At 57.2% G+C, this 23563-nt stretch carries 17 protein-coding genes; 6 read left to right on the top strand and 11 right to left on the bottom strand.

Features of this window, described 5'->3' with window-relative positions:
- Nucleotides 1–55: 55 nt before the first annotated feature.
- The 4 genes from QCE79_RS34430 to QCE79_RS34415 all read right to left on the bottom strand — a co-directional run bounded on the left by QCE79_RS34430 (nt 56) and on the right by QCE79_RS34415 (nt 4427).
- Nucleotides 56–349 carry a hypothetical protein gene (locus tag QCE79_RS34430; RefSeq protein WP_309852246.1) on the bottom strand — a complete coding sequence of 98 codons (294 nt, stop codon included), beginning with the start codon at nt 347–349 and terminating at the stop codon, nt 56–58.
- A complete protein-coding gene (locus tag QCE79_RS34425) occupies nt 346–1017 on the bottom strand; it encodes a hypothetical protein (RefSeq protein WP_309852244.1) in 672 nt (223 codons plus the stop codon). The genes QCE79_RS34430 and QCE79_RS34425 overlap by 4 nt, the downstream gene beginning before the upstream one ends.
- 298 nt (nt 1018–1315) lie before the next feature.
- Nucleotides 1316–2725: a UvrD-helicase domain-containing protein gene (locus QCE79_RS34420; protein ID WP_309852241.1), complete on the bottom strand. Its 1410-nt coding sequence runs from the start codon at nt 2723–2725 to the stop codon at nt 1316–1318.
- Nucleotides 2718–4427 carry an AAA family ATPase gene (locus QCE79_RS34415; protein WP_309852238.1) on the bottom strand — a complete coding sequence of 570 codons (1710 nt, stop codon included), beginning with the start codon at nt 4425–4427 and terminating at the stop codon, nt 2718–2720. The genes QCE79_RS34420 and QCE79_RS34415 overlap by 8 nt, the downstream gene beginning before the upstream one ends.
- A 227-nt stretch (nt 4428–4654) precedes the next feature.
- Here QCE79_RS34415 and QCE79_RS34410 point away from each other — a divergent pair, with 227 nt between their 5' ends.
- The 4 genes from QCE79_RS34410 (at nt 4655) to QCE79_RS34395 (ending at nt 10864) form a co-directional block, all read left to right on the top strand.
- Nucleotides 4655–6403 carry an SIR2 family protein gene (locus QCE79_RS34410; protein ID WP_309852236.1) on the top strand — a complete coding sequence of 583 codons (1749 nt, stop codon included), beginning with the start codon at nt 4655–4657 and terminating at the stop codon, nt 6401–6403.
- 252 nt (nt 6404–6655) lie between these two features.
- The gene (locus tag QCE79_RS34405; RefSeq protein WP_309852234.1) at nt 6656–7858 is read left to right on the top strand and encodes a hypothetical protein; all 1203 of its coding nucleotides are present in this window, start codon (nt 6656–6658) and stop codon (nt 7856–7858) included.
- Between the two features lie 4 nt (nt 7859–7862).
- Nucleotides 7863–10109: a hypothetical protein gene (locus QCE79_RS34400; protein ID WP_309852232.1), complete on the top strand. Its 2247-nt coding sequence runs from the start codon at nt 7863–7865 to the stop codon at nt 10107–10109.
- A gap of 323 nt (nt 10110–10432) precedes the next feature.
- Nucleotides 10433–10864, top strand: a complete 432-nt coding sequence (locus tag QCE79_RS34395) for a hypothetical protein (RefSeq protein WP_309852229.1) — start codon at nt 10433–10435, stop codon at nt 10862–10864.
- A gap of 894 nt (nt 10865–11758) precedes the next feature.
- On the opposite strand, the gene QCE79_RS34390 is transcribed toward QCE79_RS34395, so the two are convergent.
- The gene (locus QCE79_RS34390; RefSeq protein ID WP_309852226.1) at nt 11759–13378 is read right to left on the bottom strand and encodes an ATP-binding protein; all 1620 of its coding nucleotides are present in this window, start codon (nt 13376–13378) and stop codon (nt 11759–11761) included.
- Between the two features lie 619 nt (nt 13379–13997).
- Between QCE79_RS34390 and QCE79_RS34385 the strand changes: the two genes are divergently transcribed.
- Complete coding sequence (locus tag QCE79_RS34385; RefSeq protein ID WP_309852223.1) at nt 13998–14318, top strand: hypothetical protein; 321 nt, start codon at nt 13998–14000, stop codon at nt 14316–14318.
- Nucleotides 14319–15219: 901 nt separating this feature from the next.
- On the opposite strand, the gene QCE79_RS34380 is transcribed toward QCE79_RS34385, so the two are convergent.
- The 5 genes from QCE79_RS34380 to QCE79_RS34360 all read right to left on the bottom strand — a co-directional run bounded on the left by QCE79_RS34380 (nt 15220) and on the right by QCE79_RS34360 (nt 21877).
- Nucleotides 15220–15423, bottom strand: coding sequence for a cold-shock protein (locus tag QCE79_RS34380; RefSeq protein ID WP_309852219.1), 204 nt, complete (start codon nt 15421–15423; stop codon nt 15220–15222).
- Between the two features lie 1139 nt (nt 15424–16562).
- On the bottom strand, nt 16563–17747 hold the full coding sequence (locus QCE79_RS34375; protein WP_309852216.1) for a Replication protein O: 1185 nt from the start codon (nt 17745–17747) through the stop codon (nt 16563–16565).
- 247 nt (nt 17748–17994) lie between these two features.
- Nucleotides 17995–18975, bottom strand: coding sequence for a ParB/RepB/Spo0J family partition protein (locus QCE79_RS34370; protein WP_309852253.1), 981 nt, complete (start codon nt 18973–18975; stop codon nt 17995–17997).
- Nucleotides 18976–18977: 2 nt separating this feature from the next.
- On the bottom strand, nt 18978–20174 hold the full coding sequence (locus QCE79_RS34365; protein WP_309852214.1) for an AAA family ATPase: 1197 nt from the start codon (nt 20172–20174) through the stop codon (nt 18978–18980).
- 1256 nt (nt 20175–21430) lie between these two features.
- The gene (locus tag QCE79_RS34360; RefSeq protein WP_309852211.1) at nt 21431–21877 is read right to left on the bottom strand and encodes a hypothetical protein; all 447 of its coding nucleotides are present in this window, start codon (nt 21875–21877) and stop codon (nt 21431–21433) included.
- 66 nt (nt 21878–21943) lie between these two features.
- On the opposite strand from QCE79_RS34360, the gene QCE79_RS34355 reads away from it, so the two are divergent.
- Nucleotides 21944–22192: a hypothetical protein gene (locus QCE79_RS34355; protein ID WP_309852208.1), complete on the top strand. Its 249-nt coding sequence runs from the start codon at nt 21944–21946 to the stop codon at nt 22190–22192.
- A gap of 258 nt (nt 22193–22450) precedes the next feature.
- On the opposite strand, the gene QCE79_RS34350 is transcribed toward QCE79_RS34355, so the two are convergent.
- Nucleotides 22451–23308 carry a hypothetical protein gene (locus tag QCE79_RS34350; protein ID WP_309852204.1) on the bottom strand — a complete coding sequence of 286 codons (858 nt, stop codon included), beginning with the start codon at nt 23306–23308 and terminating at the stop codon, nt 22451–22453.
- Between the last annotated feature and the right edge of the window lie 255 nt (nt 23309–23563).

The raw sequence follows: 23563 nt of genomic DNA, 5'->3' as shown, positions 1-23563 counted from the left end.
GATGAAGCTGCGTCATCGTGATGCCTCCAAGTCGCTTGTTTACTAATAGTATTCCTTATTGTAACCACAAGAAGGAGTTCTGCAGAGTCTCCTTAACTTGCTTTGAAGCTTCTTCCGCAATGTGGGGAAGATGCTCATCGAGCTCCGTCCTTACCTGCTGAGCAACGAGGCTTAGAAGCGAACCTCGCTCCATTGCGTGAATCATCCCCAAAGCGGCCTCTGAATCGGGGGCAGTAAACGTATCGCGAGTCGGGTCTCGCATGACATCAAGAATCGAGCACGTGTCTGCGCACAGAACTGGAATGTCGAGCCTCATCGAGGCGGCGATATTCGCGGCATCGAAGCTCATTCTCTGTTCTCATCGTAGTATGCGAGCAATTCCAGCGAAGACTCGTAGTCAGTAGCAAGCCTTTCAGCTACGTCCTCCGGCCAATGCTCTGCCTTCGTGAGCCACCTTGCAAGATAGCTTGGATAGAAATGCTCGTGCTCGCTACGGTGCGCTGCAACGATGAACGCCATCCATCTTTCTCGGTCGAGTTGGTGGCTTGCCGCGGATGATTTGTTCGCACCAAGACTGAATGTTAAAAGTGCATTTGCTGCTTCTTGAGTGGTCCAATCGAGCGGTCCTTGTTGTCCCGTAGACAGTTCAAAGGTAATGCCGTTGGACTGTTTTGCTTTCTCAACTACCTCCGTAACGAGGTCGAGCAGCACAGCGTTGTACTCGCCTTCGCTGAGAGAGCTTCGCTCGCGCGGCACGATGTTCGAGACTTTGTATGAGGAGGCGCCATCGGGGAACAGCGTGACCGTCGCGGCAGCAATGTCCTTGCTCGCGGCCCGGGTGAACGCCAACATCCTCTCTTCGTCACCGGTGCCCATGGAAAGCAAGCGCTCTTCGACCTCCGTGTCGTGATGCCACGGCGCGGCCACAGCATCCAGCAGGGCCTTTCGCAGTGAGAGCCTATCGTTGTCAGTTACCAAGAGGTCTTGAAACACCTCTATCGTCGGGTACTTGTCCAATTGCATCCTCGCGCGCTTGCGTGTTGGTGAGACCGCGCTGAGAGAGCCTCTCGTGCGGCCACATTTTGAGATTCTATCGAGCTTCGCATCTGGTTGTGCATGCCTGCGGTCAGCAACCCGTGCCGGCGCTGGCGAGCTTGCGTGGCGGCCGGCGCCAGTCATACGCTCCCCGCGGTGGGCGGGCGAGACGACCTACCAGCCGCTGCGAATATAGGTGCGGTCGCTATTTTCTTAAAAAGGCTTCGTCTCGAATCGGAGGGCCTTTTTCAAAACCAAGAAAAAGCCTTTTAGAAGCTCCTTAGATGTTAAAGCGGACGGTCGGAGAGAGGACCTTTACGGACCTCGTCGCCCGCGTCAACGCGACGTACCAGTGTTGGCGGGAATCGCAAGCGTGAGGCGTGATGACGACGTGGTCGAATTCCAGTCCCTTCACCAGTAATGTGCTGCCCACGGATCGGTTCCGAATGATGCGCCCGCGTTCGCGGCGAGCATTTGCGATTTCGAACGATGCGTCATCAAGGTGCACTTCAGGGTATTCGATGCAGTGCTTAAGCGCAGCTCTAACACAATATAGAAGCTCGGGCCGAACGACAGTCACGCCCGGCTCTTGCCCGACGCAGACGAGGAAATCGGAGATGCTGTGCAACGATTGAGATGTCGCGATAGCACCTAGAGCCAATACCGCTTTCGATGCGGGCGTGCGCATTCGCTCCGGGTTGTTGAGCAGACTGCCGACGCGCTTCCTCTTGCCGGCAACGTCGGCTCCGCTGTACACGGTCCCCGCAAGAGTCAGCACGGCTTCAATCCGATTCGCGCCGGAGTGCGTTCGAAGCGCGTCGTAAAAGAGGCGTTCGGACCGACCGCCGACCGGTTCAACCGTGGTGGCTTTGATGCATTTGGCTAGGTCAGCCCGCTGGGTATCGCTTCTGCTGGAATGCAGCACGTTCAGGGTGTGACCATCGTCCATTCGAATTGAGCAGTGTCGGGCGAGCTCGTTGGCTCCGGACTTGAGGTCTGCGCGGACCCATGACAGGCAGGCTGGAGCACCGGCGAAATCGAAATGCCCTCCGCGAAATCGGTCGCGGTTCCGAATGAGCCAGTAACCGAGGTCGGCATTCCCCGCTGCCATCCAGCGATGTGGAGTCTCAAGACGGCCTGCCAATGGGAATCGCGCGAGCGTCTGCGCATCCCAGTCAGCCAGCTTTTCATCTCGAAATCCGAAAATGGCTTGCAGTGGGTCGCCGAAGACGTAGCAGCGCAGGACCTTCGCCAAGACGCAGACCAGGCGATGATGGTTCTCGGTGCAATCTTGATACTCATCCACCAGCACCCCGGTGTAAGAGGCCTTGAGGACGCTCTCAATAGTGCCGATTTCGATGAGATGTGCGGCGGCGCGAATTACTGAGGACCAATCCCCGTTGCGGACTGTCCATGTGCGAGCGAGACCAGAGCCCAGCGGATAAGCCATCGCATATCGATGTGCCCACGCCGAGAGTGTGTCGACCTGCCATTTATCGGCGGGAACACCATGACGCTTGAGTCGCTTTCGAATCGCATCGACACCAGCAACCGTGTGAGTAAGAATCAACCAGCGCCCGGGCACGTGCTTCGCGATCAGCGTAATTTGCTCGGTTTTGCCGGTGCCGGCCGGTGCCTCGATAGCTCCACGTCGAGTCGACATCATCTGCGCGACTGACGCCTCAAGCATTGCCGTTCAACCATTTGAAGATTCGGTCGAGATGCCCATCAATCGAGCCTTCGCCTATGAGGGCCTGTGGCGCCAAAACCGTCTTGCCGATCTCGAAGCACATGTCGAAGTCGCGCTTAATCCATTTGTTCTTGTGCGCGGCGAGGCCAATCGTGCGGCAGCCCTCTTCGTTCTCAAGGAGCGCCTCGATTTCTTCCAAATTCTGAAATCGACGATTGGCGGCTGTCGACACTTCGCCAATGATTCGGCGCTCGTCACGCTCCCGAATCATCAACTGCCACAGCGACTTGCGCGTATCCAGGGAAGTGCCCATGAAGAGTTCTTGCTCCGTGCAGCGGTCGTCGCCCCATTGAAAATGGTGGAGAAGCGCGTTAAGCACCGCGTCCTTTTGAGCGGGCTTCGGCTCCGTGTCGCTATCAGTGAAAAGCGCTGTGCGGTATCCAAGCGAGTCGAAATGGACTGCCACATCGGGCGCTTCCCCGCCGCCGCCGTCTACCAGGACAACGTTGTTTGAATGAAAGGGCAACTCAGCACCTTCAGCGTAGCCTTTGAGAAGCGCAATTTCGGTTTGACCCTCGCAAACCAGCACGGAGCGCGCGAGCAGCGCCTCGCCTTTGTCGCGCACATACTTTTTCGCTGAAAGCACCGGGGTATCGCTGCTACTGACTGCGGCGACCGTCACCTTTCCGTTGCGCGCGTCTCGCCGGCAAAGGAATACCTCGTTGAAACGAACGTCGCGCAGGGTCGTTATCGAGTGCGTGGTCACAAACAACTGACCGCTCGCCTCCACTCGCCTGCGCAGGTGACTCACCAGCAACGAAATCCGGTGCGGCTCGAGTCCGAACTCCAACTCGTCCACAAGGAAAAGGTGCCTTCCCGCGGATTTCGCACTTTGTAGGGCCGCTACCGCGAGACGCGAGGAGCCCGTACCCAAGCAACGAAGAGGCACATTGCCATCATGGAGCGCGACGCCACTAGCGTTGGTCGAAAAGCTCGTGTGGTCAAGGTTCGCGGCCAGACCGGTCTTCACTTCCACGCCCAGCTGCTGAATGTCCGGCGCGACCGTGTCAATCAAATCTTCGAAGGTCTTCGAACTACGCTCAGCGAAGGTGTCACGCGCTGCTCGCAGAAGCTCGTTCAAGTCCGCCGGCAGACGCTCCGGATGCTCTCCAACTCGCGCTAGGGCCGAGCCACGTCCCCACGACAGGTGGCGGTCGGCATAGACGCCCAGGCGTGCTGGTGCCATCAGCTTGCGGTCGCCAAATCGCACGCGACGCGTCTTATCGTCGAGGTCGTGCTCGTTCGGGATAAACCAAACGGGCTCGAGCGTCTCATCGACGTCTAACTGGAGCGTCAGAGCCGGGCGGAACCCGTCGCCTTCCGATGGCTCGGACCTCCATTCGTTCGTTTCGGCTTTCCATCCGCTGAGCATAAGGCCGTATTTGTTATCACGGAGCAGCTCATCCGGAAGATTCACGACGACTGCCGCGAGGCGAATATGGTTGGTCGGTGACGCCTCGAAAAAATCGAGGTCGTCGAAAACGACGTTATGCCGTTCTGTGAACAGCAGCTCGATGGCGTCGAGAATCGTCGTCTTTCCGCTGTCACCTGGGCCGATGAGGCAATTGACGCCGGGCTGAGGCGTCCAGGTTAGCTCACTGATTCCTCGAAAATTCCTGATGTAGATGGATGCGATGTGCACGTCGGTCTCTCCGCCGATTCCTGCTCGGATACAGGTTTATGTGGCAATCGACTATATAGGTTTACCGCCAAAAAACGAACGCAATAAATGTGGCCGAGTGGATGCCTGCGATGTCCCCGGCGTCCCATAGTTCGCTATTGCCGCCTTCCCCAGTCGTGTAGACCCGGTGCGTTGTCATCGAGCTCCCGGTAAACTTCGATTTCCGTTCACGGCCAAGGAGAGCAGCCTTGCTCGACCCCATTATCTCGCTCGCGTTCTCTATGCATTCCAATAGAGGCGTTTATGCACTTCTGCTCGGTTCCGGAGTGTCGCGCTCATCGCGTATCCCAACCGGCTGGGAAATCGTCCTCGAATTGGTGAGAAAGGTTGCACGGCTGGAAAACGCGAATTGTGAGCCGGACCCCGCGGCGTGGTACACCGAGCGATTTTCACGCCAGCCGGACTACGGCGAGTTGATTGACGCTGTTGCGAAGACGCCCAGCGAGCGTCAAGCGCTGTTGCGGAGCTACTTCGAGCCGACCGAGCAAGAGCGCGAGGACGGCGAGAAGATGCCGACGAAGGCGCATCGGGCAATCGCGAAACTCGTGAGCGCAGGTTACATCAGGCTTATCGTTACGACGAACTTCGACCGGCTCACCGAGCGCGCACTCGAGGACGAGGGCGTTGAACCTATAGTCGTGAGCGGGCCAGACCAGTTGGCTGGGCTTCCGCCTTTCGCACACCTCGGGTGTTGCGTGGTGAAGGTCCACGGCGACTACCTCGACTCGCGCATCAAAAACACCCCATCCGAGCTCGAAGAGTATGCAGAGGGGATGAACAGGTTCCTAGACCGAGTATTCGACGAGTTCGGCATCGTGACCTGCGGTTGGTCGGCCGATTGGGATACCGCTTTGCGGGCGAGTATCGAGCGTGCTCCCTCGCGCCGCTACTCGATGTACTGGGCATCCCGAGGCGAGCCGGGTCAAGCCGCGCGTAACCTGATTGCGCGGCGCTCTGGCCAACTCCTACCGATTAGCGATGCGGACAGCTTCTTCAACGACTTGCACTCGAAAATCGAGTCCATCGAAGAGTTCGAGAAACCGCATCCGCTCTCTAAGGACATCGCTGTAGCATCGGCAAAGCGGTTCCTGAGCGAGCCGCAGCATCGAATCCGATTCTCTGACCTCGTCGATGGGTTGGCAAACGACCTCGCGGCCAAGCTGCGTGGCGGCCCGCTTGCGGACACGAATACTATGCCGAACGTCGACTCGGTGACGGCTAGAGTCCGCTCATATGACTCGCTTTGCTCAGTTTTGGTTGGTGTGGCGATGGTCGTCGGTCGATGGGGAAGCCGTGACGCCGCCCTCGTGCTGCGTCGCGCACGAGAGCGCATAGATGCAGTCCGACGACATGACGGATATCCGGAGTGGATAGACTTCCAGCACTATCCGACGACCCTGCTTACCTACACAGCGCTCCTTGGTGCATCGCTAGGCGACAACTTCGTCGCGATGCGCTCCCTATTTGACGGCGAGGTTAAAGTGAGAGGCTACGACACGCCGGTCACAGTTGCATTGCCGCCAAGCTTTTTTGCCGAGGAGGACTCGGCGAGGATGCTCAAGGATTTCGCACGTCATCGTGTCCCGGTCAGCCTCTGGATGCATCGGACCTTATGGACAGAGGTGGGCCACAAATTTACTTCTCAGTCGGAGTTCGATATCCACTTTGACTTCGTAGAAATTCTGGCGGCTTTGGCTTGTCAGCACACCCGCGCGGAGAAGGGTGATACCGACTTCGGAGGATGGTTTCCGCCTGGTCGATACATCCACAGCACAAAAAACCGTGAGCGGATTTTTGACGATATCGAAGAGAACCTTACGACGCTTGGAAATACATCGCCATTCGTGGCTCTTGCGTTGTTCGGAGACGATGCGAAGCAGTGCAAGGCGGCAATCGTCGCTATGCGAACTGCGTTGACCAGAATCCGTTACGGCTGACCTCTCGACTTCGCGGCTCATCGCACTGGTCCAACGTGGAGATACGCCGGCTCGGACATATTGACTGCGGCGGCCGACATGCTCGCTCGCTATGGAGCGTGTGGTCGCTGTCGGCCGACGCAAGGCCCGTGACTCGCAGTTTCATGCTTGGCGCGGGAACCCACATCTCGCAGGTGAAAGCGATTACCATCAGGGTCTGAATGACGGCGAGGTCGCCGAGGAATCTCCGACCTCCGTCAGACCGCAACCGCAATGTCCGACTTGCGAATCTTCTCCACAAGTAAGTCCACTATGGCTGAGCCTCGATTGCTAGCTTTTCGATTGCCGTTCGACCTCGTTGGCGAACGATTTGAGCGCGACGTGGTTCTTCACGACACGACCGCGGAGATTACCGTACCCGACAGCTTCGAGACCGATATGGCAGACGATGTCGCGCGGTCAGAGGTGCTGGCTATTCAACGTCTGCTCACTCTGAGTCGCCACGTCGAAATCCATTTTCGCTGGGGGGCACAGATTGCGAAGCGGGTACTTGCGTCACCCTCGCTATTTCCTCTGCTGGCGGTAGCAATTACGCTGGAAGACGCCCATCACACCATTGGAGGGATAGACCTTGAGCAGGCGAGCGCGGATGTCGAGACTTCTCGTCGCAAGCTCTTCAAACAGCGTCTGAAGACGGACATGTTTTCGGACACTCAGGTCGTGATTTGCGCCGACAGTCGCGGGCGTGGCACGCCGCCGGATTTGTACGGCAACGGCGGCCGCATGATTGCGCGTGATGACTTCGAGTCCTTACTGGAAGAACTGGTCGCTTTACAGGCAGGCACTGACGTTTCAACGTCGACCGCAGTCAAATGGAGCTCTGCTCTGGCCACGGTTGTGTCAGAGCTCTTTGAGAACTCTGACACGCACGGAAAAACGGAGCTTTCCGGTATTCCTATTCGGAAGAACGGCATCCGCGGCATTGTCTTAAAGCGGATAAAGCTCGATAAGCCTGCGAAGAAGGCCACTGGCGAGGAAGCCACAAAGATAGACGCATTCGAGCTGTCCATTTTCGATTCCGGCCCGGGCTTCTTTGCATCCTTTCTAAGGAAGCCCATTCAGGACGATGTGCCCCTTGACCTCGAATGGAAAGTGGTTCATGCCTGCCTTGAGCGCCACTACGAACCAGGCATCATGGACATTAGACCAGGCCATCGCGGAATGGGACTCTACGAGGTTCTGCGTGCGCTGCAGATGCTACGCGGCGCTATCGAAGTTCGAACGGGAAGAATCTTCGGGTATCGCACTTTCATGGAGGGCAACCTCAAGCTCAATATGGAGCCCGCCACATCGCTTACGCGTCCAGGCATGCCCAAGCCGCAACTGCTCGACGTAGAGCGGCGCATCGTCACTGTCCCGACAAGGCATGAGCTGTTGGTGGGCTCGTCTATCCGAGTAATCGTTCCCCTGCATTGAGAGCATGAGCGCGCTTCGTCTAGCAACAAGATTTCGTCGAGACGCATACGAGGGCGAAGCCAGCCTTCTGGTCTACGACGAGTACGACTTCACCGAATCGACGCTGAGCGAGGACGTTCGGAACATCTTCGACAGGCATCCGGCCACAGCAGACATTTATGTGCTTGCGCCATTTGTTGCGACGGATGACATAGTTCGATTGATTGCGAACGGCGTGGCCGTAGCGCGAGCGCGCCGTTACTTTGAAGGCATCGGCGGGAGGATTCGCCTTCTGTCCATCCGCAAGGAGCCCTCGGGGACGCTACAGGTCCTTTCTACGCCGTTCGAATACAGCGATGAAGCGGCGACGCCTGGTGAGCCCGAAGTGCTGAACTCGAAACTGTCGCGCGGATGGCTGTTTGACCTGTTTCACCGCGGAGGGGGCTTGGTGGAAGCGCCGCCCGGCGTGCATTTCGGGAAGCTGTCGGGCCGGCACTCGAACAAATTTTTGCGGGCAAGTGCGCCGCTCCTGACGTCAGAGGCGTGTGCAGTAGTAGCCTTTTTCGCTCTTGCCAACACTTCCGGGAAAGCGCCTTCGCGCATTTTGGTCGATACTGCGCCCATCATCGCTGTGGCGTTCGCGATGGCACGCATGGCTGCGACTCATGGGCTGTGGGAGAAGCAACCGCCTGTAAAGTCCTTCAGTTCTTACGGGGGCGTCGAGAATCTGCCGCGGACGCGCCCAACGGATTTGTTCTTGGTTTCCGCCTCGACGTCAGGAGGTTTGGCTCAACGACTCATTGGCATCAAGGCGAACGAGAAGCGGATTGTCACGCTCTTCTACCTTGAGTCTGGCGCGAAAGAATACAAGGGAATCGTCGTCTGCAACCTGACGTACAAGAACGACGGTCTGTATGGCTATGCGTCAATCAGCAACCACGAAGCAACAGACTGCCCTTACTGCCGTGCGGGATATTTTCTTGCCCAACTCGAAGGCGACCAGTTCCTTCTGGAAAAGCGTGCGGTGAAGCGACTGGCGGTTCGGAGCTCATCGCAGCCGGCGGATGCGAGAAAAACCATCGAGCGACTGGCGCGAACAGGTTGCTTGGACGTAACGCGCTTCAGGCCATCTGTTTGGTCTGCGGGCACCGAAATCAACGGAGAGCGGCTCCTCGACACGGACCAACTGCTCCGAGCCGATTTTGTCCGCATGATGCGCAGATTTTCGCCCGCCCCATTGCACTACGTTATGCTGGTCGGTATTTCCGACGACGCGTTCGCCAAGCTGGTCGAAGACGCCGGGTTGGCAACCGTCGTGGCGGAAGCGACTGTCACGCGCTCGCTCGAAGGCCTAACTAGCGTCGTAGGCGGAGGCGCGCTGGTCGTCTTCGGCTGCTTAAGCAATCATGCCCAAGCCCGCGAAATTAACGCGCGGATGCGCACCTTGGTTCCGGGCGGAGCAGTTGCATACCTCTCGGCGGTGACCGTTGCTCAGAATCGGCAGGCGCTAGACGAGCTCGAGATGTTCCTGAGTTACGGGGAAAGAGGGCGTGACACGTTCACGATGCGCTCGGCACTGAATTTCATGCTTCCAGTACTTGCGCCTACCGATACCGCGTGGGAGGCGGAATTCAGCTTACTGCAGCGCATGAGTGAAGAAAAGGCGCTACCGGCCGAGCTGGACGCACGATTGCAGGAACTCGATACATCAGCAACGAGCAAAGACGGCTTGTTCTTCAGCGGCGAGCGGCCAGCATTGGCTATCGCCCGCGACTTCGTTTATCTGGATACTGAAGACCGCCGGGACTCCATCTCCCAAGCAGACATCTACGCCGTGGTGTCGAACATGCTGGCATGCGTGCGTGCAGACAACCAAGGTCTTGGTGCGAAAAAGAAGAGCCTTCTGGACAGTGCACCTGGCACGTCTAACGTGTACGGCCATGCCCTTGTCTGCCCGTCCAACTTCGAGAACTACAACGATGCGGTTCTTCGCGCTGCCTTCTTACGCGCCGCGAGTCCGTCCGAGCTGCTGTACTCCGTCGACGACGAATGCAGCACTGAAGTGTTCAACGTAATCGACGCTGAACTTGCTGCATGGAGCGAAGGCGGCGGCGGTGCGCTTCCAGAATTTATGCTCGCGCTGGCCACGCGGCGAATGCGCTTGACTGACAGGCACCTTCAAGAGTTGAGCGCTCGATTCAGAGATAAGGTCTTGCCTCAGTACCTTCGAGACTTGGCAGGTGTAATTGAAAACCTGCCGGATTTCACGTAACCGGATAGCAATCTCTTCACTGGTCAGGGTAGTTTCTGTCGCAACCCTCTACTTGTTATGCCGTCGATGCGCCTAAATGCCGGAGCAACTGCGGCGATGTCTCGGGGTGGCAGCCGCAATTCGTCGAAGTAGCGGCGCCATTCTCGAAGTACGCCCCACAACTTGGAAACAAGCTCGCATGCTTTAGCCTCGGAGAGTCCGAAATCGCTGTGGGCGCTATCGGCTCTTGTGGACGTCCGTTCTGGCGCAGGGACCATCTTTTGCCGGGAATCTTATTCTGCGGAAAGCACGGTCAGCCCCTGCGCCAAGCATGCGAACTGTGTATGGACTACGCGATGAACGCGATGCGTACGCTTCATGCCGGGCGTCACTGCGGATGCGGGTTGACACCCGTTCCTGAGGCGCTGGGGCTCGGCAGTAAGGTGGAGACATCTGAAATTGAGCTCGCGCAGATTGCTTCGAGTCTGCTCGACCAACAGTATCTACCGAATCTGAACCGCGAAAGCGTGGCTGCAGCTATAGCAAGAGGTGCCATCCAAAAGGGACTCGTGCAGCGACAGCGATTTCGCTGGACGCCTACGGAGAGATTCTTCGCCGGCCACCAACTGCTACCGCTTATTCGGCGTACCGGAATAACAATCGAGCGCAGCGTGTCGTTTCGGCACGTTTTGAAGGGGCAGCAGTTCGTTCGCCATCCCGTGGGAGCGATTCTGATGGGATGCCGTGTTTTTTCCGCCTTCGCTCGAATTTGCTGACACGACGGCGCACACGCTTGGCAGCATGAGGGCCGCTGGACGAATGGGCCAACCGTGGGCTAGAGACGTGCTTGCCGGCATGTATGGGTATCTGAACTGGAGTGACCTCGTCGAAAATCTGTCGACAGACCGTTGCTCGGTCTCCGTTTGGGACGATGAGCTGAGTGAAGATGTGCTCGATGAGCGCAGGGAGATTCAGCTCGAGGCAATTTCGCGTCGCAGACGGATGAGTGAATCGAAGGCCCGCTCCATTATCAGAGAACTCAAACCATCAAACAGAGTCAGGAATCCCCGGTACGTCGACACCCGGAAACCTGACAGCATCGATGAGTTCAGTTCTGCCGCAAGGTGGACGAGTGGAATGTGTTTGTCCACAGTGCGCCGCTGGCTGGTGCGCGTCCGGCAGAGCGGCGCCCGAAAAATCGCCGGACGCCCGCTGCATAAGGCACAGAGCGGCTCCGGACGATGCAAGCACTCCCTGTAAACGCTTCTATTTCCAACGGGAAAAAACTTGGACCAAACCGCATTTCCGCGTGTATTCTCCGGTACCGCAAAGGCGAGAAGCGTTTATGGAATTTTCAACGCTTTGATTTGGCTGCAAAAATCGGGAGCACGGAGCGGGCGGTGAGGTCATAAACGCTTCTATTTACGTTCGACAGAAACACCCAGCTTTGCTCTCGCCCTTGCTCCAGCGTCACAGACTTCGCAAGATTCCGCATATTGGCCACATTAAAGTGAGGCGCTAAACCCGACTGGGCTCCGCGTCTTGGCTCATTCTTAACGTTTGAACCAACGTTGGCCTGTCACGAAAACCTTATGTGGCAAGAGTTTGCGGCTTCGTTGGCGCAAACTCTTGGTTCAAACCTCGAAGATAGACCGCGACTTGCACCAAGGCTAGACCGATACGGTATATCGGGCTGTGCTCCGCGCACCCGTCAATTGTAGCGACCCTTTTTTCAACAGTTGATCCAATGCTCGTCGCATCTGCGATCGCGGAATTTCCATGCCCACGCGTTGATGAATCTGGCTGATGCTTGATCCCGGATAGCGCGCGACATCTTCCAAAATGAGCGCTAATAAGCGATGCGGTTCGATCCGCTTCAACGTCGTCGTCGCCGCAAAGTCAAGATTTCTAAGTAAGCGCGGGTCAACGAAGTAACGCGTGGCCTGGGTACGTCCCGCCGACTTCACGATCGCCCAATCTAATAGTCGCGCCAGCCACGCACGAAGTGCGTCCGGAGAGCCAAGCTCTAGCATAGCGATGAGTTCGCGCGCAGTAAGTGAATCGTGCTGCGCGAGCAGTCCCAATGCAATCCGCTCACGTTGCTGCAAATGAAACGTCTCATCCGCCTTGGCGAGAAAGTCGATCACCTCCGGCTTCAGAATGCGTCGGCGTATCGCCACCTGCACGCGATCGTGACTCTCGATCAACTCGGGTGCGGGGCGTCCTTGCGACAACAGGACTTCATACATTTTGTCGAAACCGCTCCCCTCGCGCTCCATCAGCTTTAGATCATGGAACAGTCGCGCCAGGATCTCATTGCGCCGAACAGTCGTGTGCAGGATGTTCCGCGGTGTAACGCCAAGCGGAAGAAGACCAGGGTTTACGACTTCAAGCCGGTCCGGATACAAGTTGATAAAAATGTCGCCCCGCTGCGTGTACGGTCGATGAACTAGTGCATTAACGAGAAGCTCGCGCACCACAATCTCGTCGTAAGCCGGGACATACTGTCGATAAAGGCCATCTGGAAGCTCGTACCGCTCACGGAAATCTGGGACTTCCTTCCATACCGCCTCGACCAATTCCATCGGACTCAGAAGTTGGTCGTCCCACACCCATTTATTGACCTTCGCGCCACTGTCGTCGTACTTGATGACCTGAATGACGGGTGCGGTCGCGAGCTGCGCGCGATCGGCTTGAGTGCCGACGCATAGAACGCCCATGTTTGTCAGATAGTCCCCGCGCACCAGCATGTAGTGTTCGAGCAACTCGTCGACCGACTTCTCTTTGACCGACGCCTTCACACGGTCCGACGTAAGAAGACCTTGCGTGAGCCGCTGAATCTGCTCGGCGTTCACCACCCGTCGAGACACACTTGCTGCGCATTGAGTTTCCCAAGGCAGCGCCGCGCGTTCGCTTGCAAGCCTCAGCACATCATCGCCCGTGACGGGGGCGCTTTTGTCGGCGATACGGATGAAATAGCGTCCGTCGGTGGTGGACGCTACCGCCACGGCGCGTGGGATGGTTATCTCAAGATACTGCCCGCCGTTCTCAGCCGTCTTTGCCTCAGGCAACGCAACGACGTTGACGGTGAGCTCGCTCAGACGACGGCGTACCAAGTCGGGCAGATCAATCGGAAGCACTTGTTCAGCTGGGGGCACAGCGACGGCATCTTCGATGCCAATGAGCAGTCGTCCTCCGGTTGCATTGGCGAACGCCACCGAGTCTTTAGCCAACTCATGCCAATCCGCGGACTTTCCGGTCACGGCACGCAACGATTTCTTGTCGAGCAACTGCCCTTCTTGGCTCAAGTCATACCCCAGGTGAAAACGACGGTTGGCGTTCTGATTAGAACGGTCACACCGTCAGGCGTTAGTCCAACGACGCGGAGAGCGGCGCAAACGATAATTTTATGTCGAAGTCGACGGAGAGATCGTACCTATGCTGATTGCACAAGCGAATAGACGATCGATAATCGGTAGGTGGTGCGGGCTGGGCCGGCGTGTCGAGCACGCTGCTGAGATGCCGCTCTATTGCGTCGAGATTTACTGCGCGCGGCCCTTCATTCGAATCGGATAGGTCGCGGCACGACGATCGCCGTGTCGATGCGTTGCATGTGTACCTGGGGTACCGTCGAATCTACGCGAACATGGCAATCGATCACTACCTGCTTCTGGTTCGCGGAGTAAGTGATTGCCGCGCGCTTACGCATAAAGTCTCGCCCCCCCTCTCATCCTCATCGCCGGTCTGGTCATTTCCTGAAGGTATTCTTTGTCGGGTCGCTCTTCGCCGACCCTAGACCTGCCTCAAACGGGCGCACTTGCGCACCGATCGCGGCACGCAAAACGAACGTCTGTGCAAGGAGCGCTTCGTGCCAGGTCGTACACACGAAATCGAAGCGAGACGTTCTTAATGCAGCGTATCGGACAGCGCCGCATTTTTCGAGGCGAAGGTGGTGACTTCGAAGTCGGTTTCGGAATCCGCTCCGTACGTCGCACGCTGCACAAGCTCAACCGCGCCGTGCCTCGCGATGACATAAAGCACGGAGCCGCGGCGCGCGTCTTGATACAGTGCCGTGCATCGCGAAGTTATCACGAGCGGAATGACGATCGCATGCTGGATGCGCATCGCATTGACCGCCAGTCGCGGCACCGCATGGCCATGTGCGACGAGCCACGCGCCGGCGACTGCGCGCTTAAGCGTGATCTACTCACGGATTTCTCTCCGCACTGAGGGCTGTTCAAGGCCAGCGAGTTTCATTGCTTTGACTGTCGCCGCTTCGGTGATCCACAGGCCGACAAAGAATTCTCGATTGGCAACGTGCCTGTAACCCGTGCTCAGCCTCGAGCCATAGGCCCCTTCCCTCCTGTGCGTTTTCAGGATACGAATTGGCACGTGACGCACTCATTCGATCGTACGGACAATACGCGCTCTCATCGTGACGTGCACTGGGGCAGGCCACCATGCGGCCGAGCGAGTTGTTTCCAAACTGCAACGGGTAATGACAACTTCTCGTGCATAGCGGTCGAACGGCGCACCAACGCAAACGGGCCTGACATGCATGTAGCCTAAGAGCGTCTGCTCTGCTGCGCGTATCAAAATATACAGAAGTCGTTTCGGTCGTTACAGACCGCTTTTGGAAATAGAGAAAACCTGCTCCACGCGGCAAATAGCGTTGCAGGAAACGCTTCAGCCTTTTTCTACCGTGAAACAATCGACGTTCCTAGCCGCTCTTATGGTCATACTTCGTTTATAAACAAATAGTTGCATCACCCCATGCTTACGCCGAAATGTTTCACGGCGAGTCATTACAACGCCGGAGCAAATCCCCTATTTAGTTGGGGATCCTGCATTATTAATTCCGGATCGCGGCAACTATCAACCCGCGAATACGCCTGAAGCTCTTGGCTTGTAAGGTCTCGCCCAGTAAGAAATCTGCGCCAAGCGCGATTAAATGACTTATCGGGCTTGCCGAGACTGACGGGCTTGTCTGCCAATAACAGTTAGCAGACAAGGCCGCTTTTGCTATGCGCGCTTATTCCTGCCGCCAATGCGCGACTTTTCGGCCTCTGCTCTGCCCTTCCCTTACCCTTCGGACACCCTGACGGCCACGCGATCGTCTGGGCCACCGCCATTACGCCGGTTTGATGTTCGACGCCTGCTTGCCCTTGGGCCCCATCTTCTCGTCGTAGGTCACCTTCTGCCCTTCCGCGAGCGACTTGAAGCCATTGGTCTGGATTTCCGAAAAGTGCGCAAACAGATCGTCACCGCCCGCGTCCGGCGTGATGAAACCAAAACCTTTTGCATCGTTGAACCACTTGACCGTACCGGTTGCCATCTTGTTTTGCCTTAAAAGTTGAGAACGGCGCCGCCCTCGCAAGCGCCGGACGCTATCTTGTGTGACAGAGCGGGTTCGCGCAACGGGCTGCCCGACAGGGCGCCGGTTATAGGGTACTTGGCGATACGGCTGGCGGAGCACCACGCACTCTCGACAAATGGGTCGCGAGGACTTGGCCCGCGATGGGCGACAGGGAAGACTCTGCGGCTTTGCGCTGTTTTAGGTTGAGCGCCTTGAGAGCATCAGGATTGCCCCTCCCCTCGCCGTTGCGGCCGGAGCGTTGAAAGGTCTGTTGCGCACGGAACCGGTCAACTTCAGGGGGATCGCCTCTCTATAAGGATAGGGAGGCCGGGTTCACCACCTGGTTCTCCGGCAGAAGCATCGAACCGCACCGCCGCCATTTACGGGAGCAAGGGACATCGAGCCCGCAGCCCCGAGTGGCTCGCATCGCGCCCCGATCGTCCGTCGCCCTATTCAGCCCGACGCGATCGATCGCCGAACCATACAGCGCACGCGCCTTCTGGATTTGCTCTGTCGCGTCTCGTCCCAGCTTGGCTCCCGACGCGCATTCCACGACGCTTAGCCAGCGCCGCGCGCGCAACGCACAGCCGCCCTCTTCGTCCGCTACTGCCCCCGCTATAGCTGTCTGGTCATCCCCAAAGGTATAGCCCATGGCGGCGACGCGAGGACCAGTTCAGATCGACCCCATCACCCGAAGAATTCGTGTCCATTTCCGCAGTTGCGGTTGCCCCGGTCGCGCTGTGCGTGGCAAACCCTGCGATCGTGCGCGCCGATGAAAGGCGGCGCTTGCCTTGCCCGAGGCGGTGGCGTCCGCGCTCACTTCCCGATCGCTTCGATTGTCCCTGCGTCCTCTGCCGCCCTCACCTGTTTGCTCAAGCAGGGCCGGGGCATCAAAACCTCTGCAGCCGGTTATCCGGGTCAGCCTGCGTGCTGTCGGCGCGGTGTTCACGGACGCTGAGAAGTGAGATCGGTAGTTGCGTTATTTCCGTCTCTTCTCCGACCGGTTCGCGCTCAGCTTCACCCAAGCGAATCTGAGGCGTTGGCTCCACGCTCATCGTCGCCTTGGATGCAGCACACGCGACGTCTTGCCCGGTTGCTTGCTAGCGCCGCTCTTCGCTTCATGCTCCTGCACTCCGCAGTTTGAGCAGCTGGCGCAGTCCGGCGATGTGATCTCGCACGGCGCCGGTGACGGGCGACTTGACCATGCTCAACGGGCCGGCCGAGGGCTGTGCGTTACCGAGTGCTTGCTGCTGCGCGTGGGCAAAACGTTCAAGGTCAAGGGCGGTGGCGGGGCGGAGTTTTCCGGACTTAAGCGCCGCGGCGAACGACTGCATCCAGCCAGCAGCCTGCCGTCCGACACGCTCGGTGAGGCTGAAGATGGTCAGCGAATCGCCCCCGGCACCTACGACGAACTGACGTTCATTGTCTGCATCGGTGAACGTGCGGCCCGCGTGCTGACGGGCGATGGCCTGGCCCTCGGCGCATTGCTGAGCGCGCGCCTGCTTGGTGTCGCCCTCGGCGTTCCGCCGGCGCAGGAGACGGGTGAAATCGACCGGCGTGCGGAGCAGGGTGCGGAGGTAGCTGATCGGTGCCTTGGCGAGCTTTAGATGTTCCCAAGTGGCTTCCACCACATCGGAAAGTCGCTTGCCCTGATCCCGCGCTTCGCGCATCAGTTTGAAAATCAAAAAATCAAAAAATCCCAGGGTGCGAAGGCGCAGAAGGTCCGACGGCAGTTGGCCCGGTTGTCTTTTTTGAAAAACAGAAGGGCTTAGATCCTTATATATTCCACCGTCTGCCAAGGTGGCAGACGGTGCGGGAAATGAGCTTTGCGAGGGAGCAGCGGTTGACGAGGAGGGCGCTTGCGACGCCTTGCTTTCGCGCGTGCGGGAGGCGTCAACCAGTCCGAGAAGGGCAGCCGCGTGTTCGGTAAGGTGAAGATAGGCGCGACCAAACAGGCCCGCTTCGACGTAGCGGCTTTGGGGGCGACGCTCGATCAGCCCCGCGACTTCGAGATCGTCGAGGCTCCGATAGAACGTGCGCATCGATTGCAGCGCACGGCCGGTCAGCAGGTCACGACGAGCGAAGATAGCAGCGAATGGCTTAGCGGCGTCAACCGTCCGCGCGAGGGCGGACAAGACGGCACGAGCCCGGGGAGGGATTTGTTCGATGTGCGCGGCCCGAAACGCTGCGCGGAAAATGACCCACGGGAGGTTGGTCGAGTCGCAGCGAAAGGCGCTGAGGGCGGCCGAATCTTCGGGGTGTGCTTCACCCTCGCCGGCAACGAAGCGTTGCGCGATAGACATGTCTAGCGATCCATTGAAAATGGATTGAATTCGCTTGACTGTCGACCTTGTTGCGCTACACTCCGGGTGTCTGCAGTCCCTTTCCAGTTTCCAGCTGGGGAGTCGCGCGGCAAGGTTTCCAGCCAAGCCCGCAATCGCAAAGGCCCTCAGTTTCCAGCTGCGGGCCTTTGTCTTTCTTAAGCTAGTTTTTCGTCATTTCGGTTCCGGTAGACGCCTGCGTAGTACGAAGTTATTGTTAATCAACGACTTATGGTTTTTGAGTCTGCGCGAGTTGCTCTAGGTGCTTTCGAATAGCATCACGTACCGAATCTGCGATCTCCTCAGATTGAAACTCGATTCGCATCACGTTCTTCGCACTTCGGACATCGCACCAGGTTGTCTTCCCAGAGCGAATCTTGAAGCTTGATGCGGCTGGGGTGGCTTTCTTCGAGGCATCGGACGATCGAGCAAATTTCACTGCCTGCGACTGATCGAGCCTCCGGTCGGCAAGACGTTGGACAGCCTCTAATACCCGATCCCTCTTGCCCGCTTCGACCAGCACCGCGAACTCGGCTGCGGCATTTGCCCCAAGAAGTGCAATGTTCGCCTCCAGAATTGTCCGAACTTCAGGCGGAAGACGGTCGAAAGACAGCAATGCGCTTATGTGCGACGGACTGATACCTACACGCTCGGCAACGGTCGCCCTATTCATCTCTGGATGCTCAGCCTGAAATCGCTTCAGACCAATATATTTCTCGTAGTCAGTTAGGTCCGACTGCATCAAGTTCGCGAAGAAGGCTCCTTCGTCAGCTTCCTCAGCCGTTGCCTCGCCCAGCACGCAGCGAATTGTTTCGCGGCCCAATTCCCGATAAGCATCGCTTCGATGATGTCCGGAAATAATTTCGAAACCACCTTCCGCGCGCGGCAGCACAACCACCGGATGAATCAGCTTGTTATGGCGGAGATTGTCGCGAAGCTCAGCATATTTCTCCGGTGCCATATATCTGCGACGGCCGGGGACTTCATGCAACTCTGAAAGAGGGACATCAACGGTGCCGCCCATCTGCTTTGCTTCTTGCAGTTCTTTCCGAAGCCGATCAATCTCATCCTGCTGCTGCTCTGACTTTGCTTGAAGGTGCATCAGCTGACCGGGCGCAGTGCGGGGCGTCGTTGCAGCGCGATTCTGTGCTCTGTCCGCCTCTTCATCTGTAAGGCGTATGTTCGCCGCCTTTGAAGCGAAATTTTTCATGCTCACGATGCGCTACCTCCCTTCTGCCAAAGACCCGAAACACGATCATCGACGCGATCGACAAACTGGTCGCAGGGCATTCGAATCCGACGGAGAGTCTCAGCTCCCCCTTCATACGTTGAGATGTCGTACACCGTTGCAAAGCGCATATTGGTGTTGCGCGCTACGTCAGTTTCTGGAATTTCAACTGGGATGACCCGGTTGCCGTACAGTTGGCTAATCCACGACTGAACTGCCTTGGCTGCGGGCTTTGGCGTCATCCGTGTAATAAGGATGTCGAGAAAGTCGAACTCTTTGCGCGACTGTTCTCCGCGCGCTGCCATGCCGGTTACCAAATCCGAGAACAGGTGCCAAAACTGAACCATCGAAGCGAACGATAAAACGTCGGGAACCACGGGCACAATCACCCCGTCGGCCGCGAAAATCGCATTGATTGTCAAATAGCTCAGCGTCGGTGCCGTATCCAGGATGATGTAGTCGTATTTTTCCCTTAGAGCTTCGATTCCAGCATGGAGAACATTTTCGAATCGTTCACCGCGGGCACCGGCTGATGCGCGGGCAGGCAGCATGAACTCAGCATTGAAAAGCTCGGTCGACGACGGAATGAGATCCAAGTTTGGCCAGTAGGTCTCTTGCGGCAACGTCCGCATGTCGAACTCATCACCTCGCAAGTAGGCCTCGATCAAAGGCATGATGGTCTGTGAGGCGTCGACCTCCGCATGCGGATTGATCCCATACAGCGTGGTAGCGCTGCCCTGCGGGTCTAGATCTATGTGGCAGACACGCCGTCCACGACGCATCGCTAGTCCCTGAGCGAGAACTGTCGACATCGTCGTTTTAGTGACGCCACCTTTGAAGTTCGCGACCGCGATGATTTTTCCGGGGCCTGACCGGGGAGTCGGGGCGAGTTCAGCACGTACCCATTGAACAGCCTCTTCAACTGTAAACTGCCGCGGAGACCCCCGGCGAGCTTGCTTGCCTTGCGGCAGCTCGCCCTTTTTGAGCATATAGGCCATCCGCTGGACATCGATCCCGCACATTTCCTGCACTCGCGCTGAACTGATCATTGGAGGCACCTTTCTCGGAAAAGGCTCCAGCAGCTCATCCCGAATCTTCTGCAACATGAAGTCGGAAAGCCCAGCGAGCTTGATAAGATCTTCAGGTGTTGTCTTACCAGGGTTGGCGAGATCTAAGTCCATAGTCCATTTTCGATCGGTTCAGATTATTCTATCGCCAAGCCAACTTTTCACCCAACCGATAGAATCAAGTGGGACTTTAGACGGATGGTGTAGTAAACGCAAGTTAACTTTCAACTTCGCAGAAGACTCAGTGCTAGCAGTCTCGGCGATCAGACGCGTTTACCGCGAAACGACATTAAGTGTGAAACGTGGTTACACGTGAAACACACAACGTGGCTGATCGTCGGGCTGCGAGGCAGCCTGACTTTGAAAGGGTTCAGGGGCTCAAACCTAACTATGTTTGTTGTGTTCGGAACTGGGGTGTAGGAAAGTGTTTCGGGTGGGCACGTCGCACCAACAATAGTGGGAAAGACATCTACCCAGCCTTCGCAAACTTCTTCGTTTCGAACCTGCATCATCGTCCAAGGTGTGTCGCGGCTCTTCGTGCCGAGGCGGCAAGTCGAAGAGCATGCAGCCTTAGAGTGCCGAACAACGTGGGTTTCGCAAAACTTGCTTTGTAAGACGGTCGCCTTTCGACGCCGTGAAACCCTGATCAGCGGCGCTCCGCGCCGATAGGGCACACGCACCTGGCGGTGCCTGCGCCGTGGGATTGCTTGTGCGGGAAACACGTCGCCGCGCTCCATCCTTTGTCTGCCGTTCAAAGCGCGTTTCATCTGCCATTCAAAGCCGCCTCTCATTCGACGCATAGCACGAACCGGATTCGGCACAAGAGTCCGCTTCGCCGCGTCCTCACCCGTTCGATGCTCGCCTGCGGCTGCGCTTCGCTGCGGCCTCCGGGCGCGCCCTTGCACCGAAGCCGGCCGTGCAAACCATGCGCCGAGGCGGCTCCGAAGAGCAGTTGAAACTGAACGACAGACAAACAAGGTAGTCATGAGCGCAACGACCACCCGCACAAGCAACCCCACCAACGATTCGGGCGTTCCTCCCGAACTATATGAGCGCCTCCCGTTTGCACAAGTTTTGATACGGTCCGACTAAACAGGATAGGTCACAGCTCTATATGCGTCCTCACTGCAGCCGTATTTCCGCTGCGGGCCCCTATGAAATCCGCTGACCCATGTCTCATTCCCCACCGGTGACTGTGACACTGCTTTAATTTTCGATTGCACAATAAGGATGCCGAATCATGGCAGCAAGATACTTTTCTTGTGCCGAAACTGCCAAGCTGATTCGCCAGTCGTTGGCCGAGTCCTTTCAGGCTGTGGAGTTCTATGTGCGCGTCAGGTCCAGAGCGGCAACGCAACCTTTCTTGTGAGTCAGACCGACGGTCCGAACGCGGCGCCAGTGGAAGCGATTACTAGCAGAGTAACGCGGATGTATTCGACGGTCCGAATGATGATAAGGCAGCAGGTGATCAGCGGCTGGACGCTAACGAGGGCTGCTTTGGGGTAGACCACGTCTTTACCGTTCGCGAGCACAGCGACGCAGCGGTGCAATTCGCTATCGACCGCGTCTATCGACGATACGAAACCCTCTTCGTCGGAAACGGTGTGATCAAGCCGACGATCGATCAATCTCGCTCGGGTGAAGTTTCTCGACTCCAACTCGCGGAATAGGTATCGCACACCGCGACCACCGTGCAGACCATGATTCATCAAGCGCTCGCCAAGCAAAGCGGCCGCCTCCAAGCGACCTGTGAGGAGCCTGCAGTCCGAGCCTTCGTAACGCTCGGCGACGGCTATGTCCGCGAATGCGACGAGCAATCTTTCGTCATGCCGCTCTACTACGGTTTTAGTCCCATGAACTGAACCGAGGAGGGGAGGGCGATCATGCATCCCGCCGAATCCCTTCGGTTCCTCGTCAACCTTGTTTGTAACCAGCTAACGACCAACGCGGGCCCTCGCTGCGAAATTTGGTCGCTGACATTCTCTGCGAGCTTGAAAATGGATGATCGCAACAACGCCATCGACGTTCAGAACGATATGGTTGAGCTTGACGATGCAGCAACATTGCCCACGGGCTCGAAAGCACTTTCGGCGGCGACAGCGCCATTGAGCAAGTTGCCTTGCCACGCCTGAACCCGTCGCTGCGAAATGTACGCCGGAAAGTCGCCGACGTTTCGGCCAAGCTAACGGAGGGGTTCTGCTATGAGAGCATGAGCATCGATCAGGTCATTGCGTTTGCCTAAACCGATGACCAGGACTTATATGAACGGCTTTGAGTCGGCGCCGAACTGGCACAGTTGCGCGATCCTCATCAGCCTCGCGCCGCGACCACGAAAGAAGACGTTGAAATCCGCAACAATGCGCGTGGTGTATGTCCAGCCGGCATCTCGCTCATAGCTTCCTGCGAGGAGAATTCATAAGTATCGAACGCACCATACCCTTCACGATTTCCGCGTCGACTATCAGTTGGTCTGCATCTTCGACGTTGAACGTTATCTCGAACGTCAACCTCGTTGGTGTTCCACGCATTTTCATCGTCATGTCTGAGTAAGTTTTCGCCCCGGCCAACGCATTGATCAGCTCGTCCATGGACCGGCGCTTCGGATTGTCTTGGAGCACCCTTGCGTTTTGAACCATCTTCTCTGTCCCGATCGCGCGCTTGATCGATATTAGCGTTTCACCAATCTCCAGCGAAAGGTACTTCCCCTCGAACAAACCGAGAACAACCGACGGTAACTCTGAAATGGCAATCGCTTTTGCAAGTTTTGCACGCTCCCAGCCCGTAATGTTGGCGGCCTCTACGACCGTTGACCACAAATTGGTTGCTAAGCCTTGTGCATATAGCGACGCCCGTTCCAGCGGTGCCTTACTGGGAAAACGTATCTTTGATGACGGCGTCAGCGCTTCGCCCCCGAGCATCGCGATGATTTCGCGCCATGAACGACCTACCGCACTAATCTGACTAGCGCGTTGTGCCATCTCGTCCCGACCGACCTTGCGCTCAAGACGTATCAATTCTCGGGCCGTATGGTCGAGCATTCTGACCGTCGTGAAAAGCGATAGGACAGCTGCGGGCATTGCAGCGACCCGAGCCGCCCGGTTGATGTGCGTACGAGTTACGCTGATTCGTGCCAGTGCAACGGCGGCCTCGGTCTGATTATTCCACGTTTTCCCAAGCCCGTTCCTATAAACGGCAGCGAGCGCAAGTGGGTTCTGTGCGAGCGGTTTGGCAGATAACTTTTGATTCATCGGTATAAGTGCTCCGAGCGACCGGCGTATGACACTGGCTACGGTGCGAGTTTGTTCTTGCAGGGAGGAGAGCAGTGCAGAGATTCAGGTTATTTTTTTATCGCTTTTCTTGGCTAGAAATTATCATGATAACTTCTACGCCTAAGCTTCAACCAGTTTAAGTTTATGTTTACAAAAAGAAAAGCCGTTGGACGCTTGATGTGACAAAACAGCACAAATGCCGTGTTTGTCACACTGAAGCAGTGTGCTCGCTAA

The sequence above is a fragment of the Caballeronia sp. LZ003 genome (genome assembly GCF_031451465.1).
Taxonomy (GTDB): Bacteria; Pseudomonadota; Gammaproteobacteria; order Burkholderiales; family Burkholderiaceae; genus Caballeronia.
The sequence above is the reverse complement of the archived record's forward strand: the minus strand, read 5'-3'. Positions and strand labels throughout refer to the sequence as shown.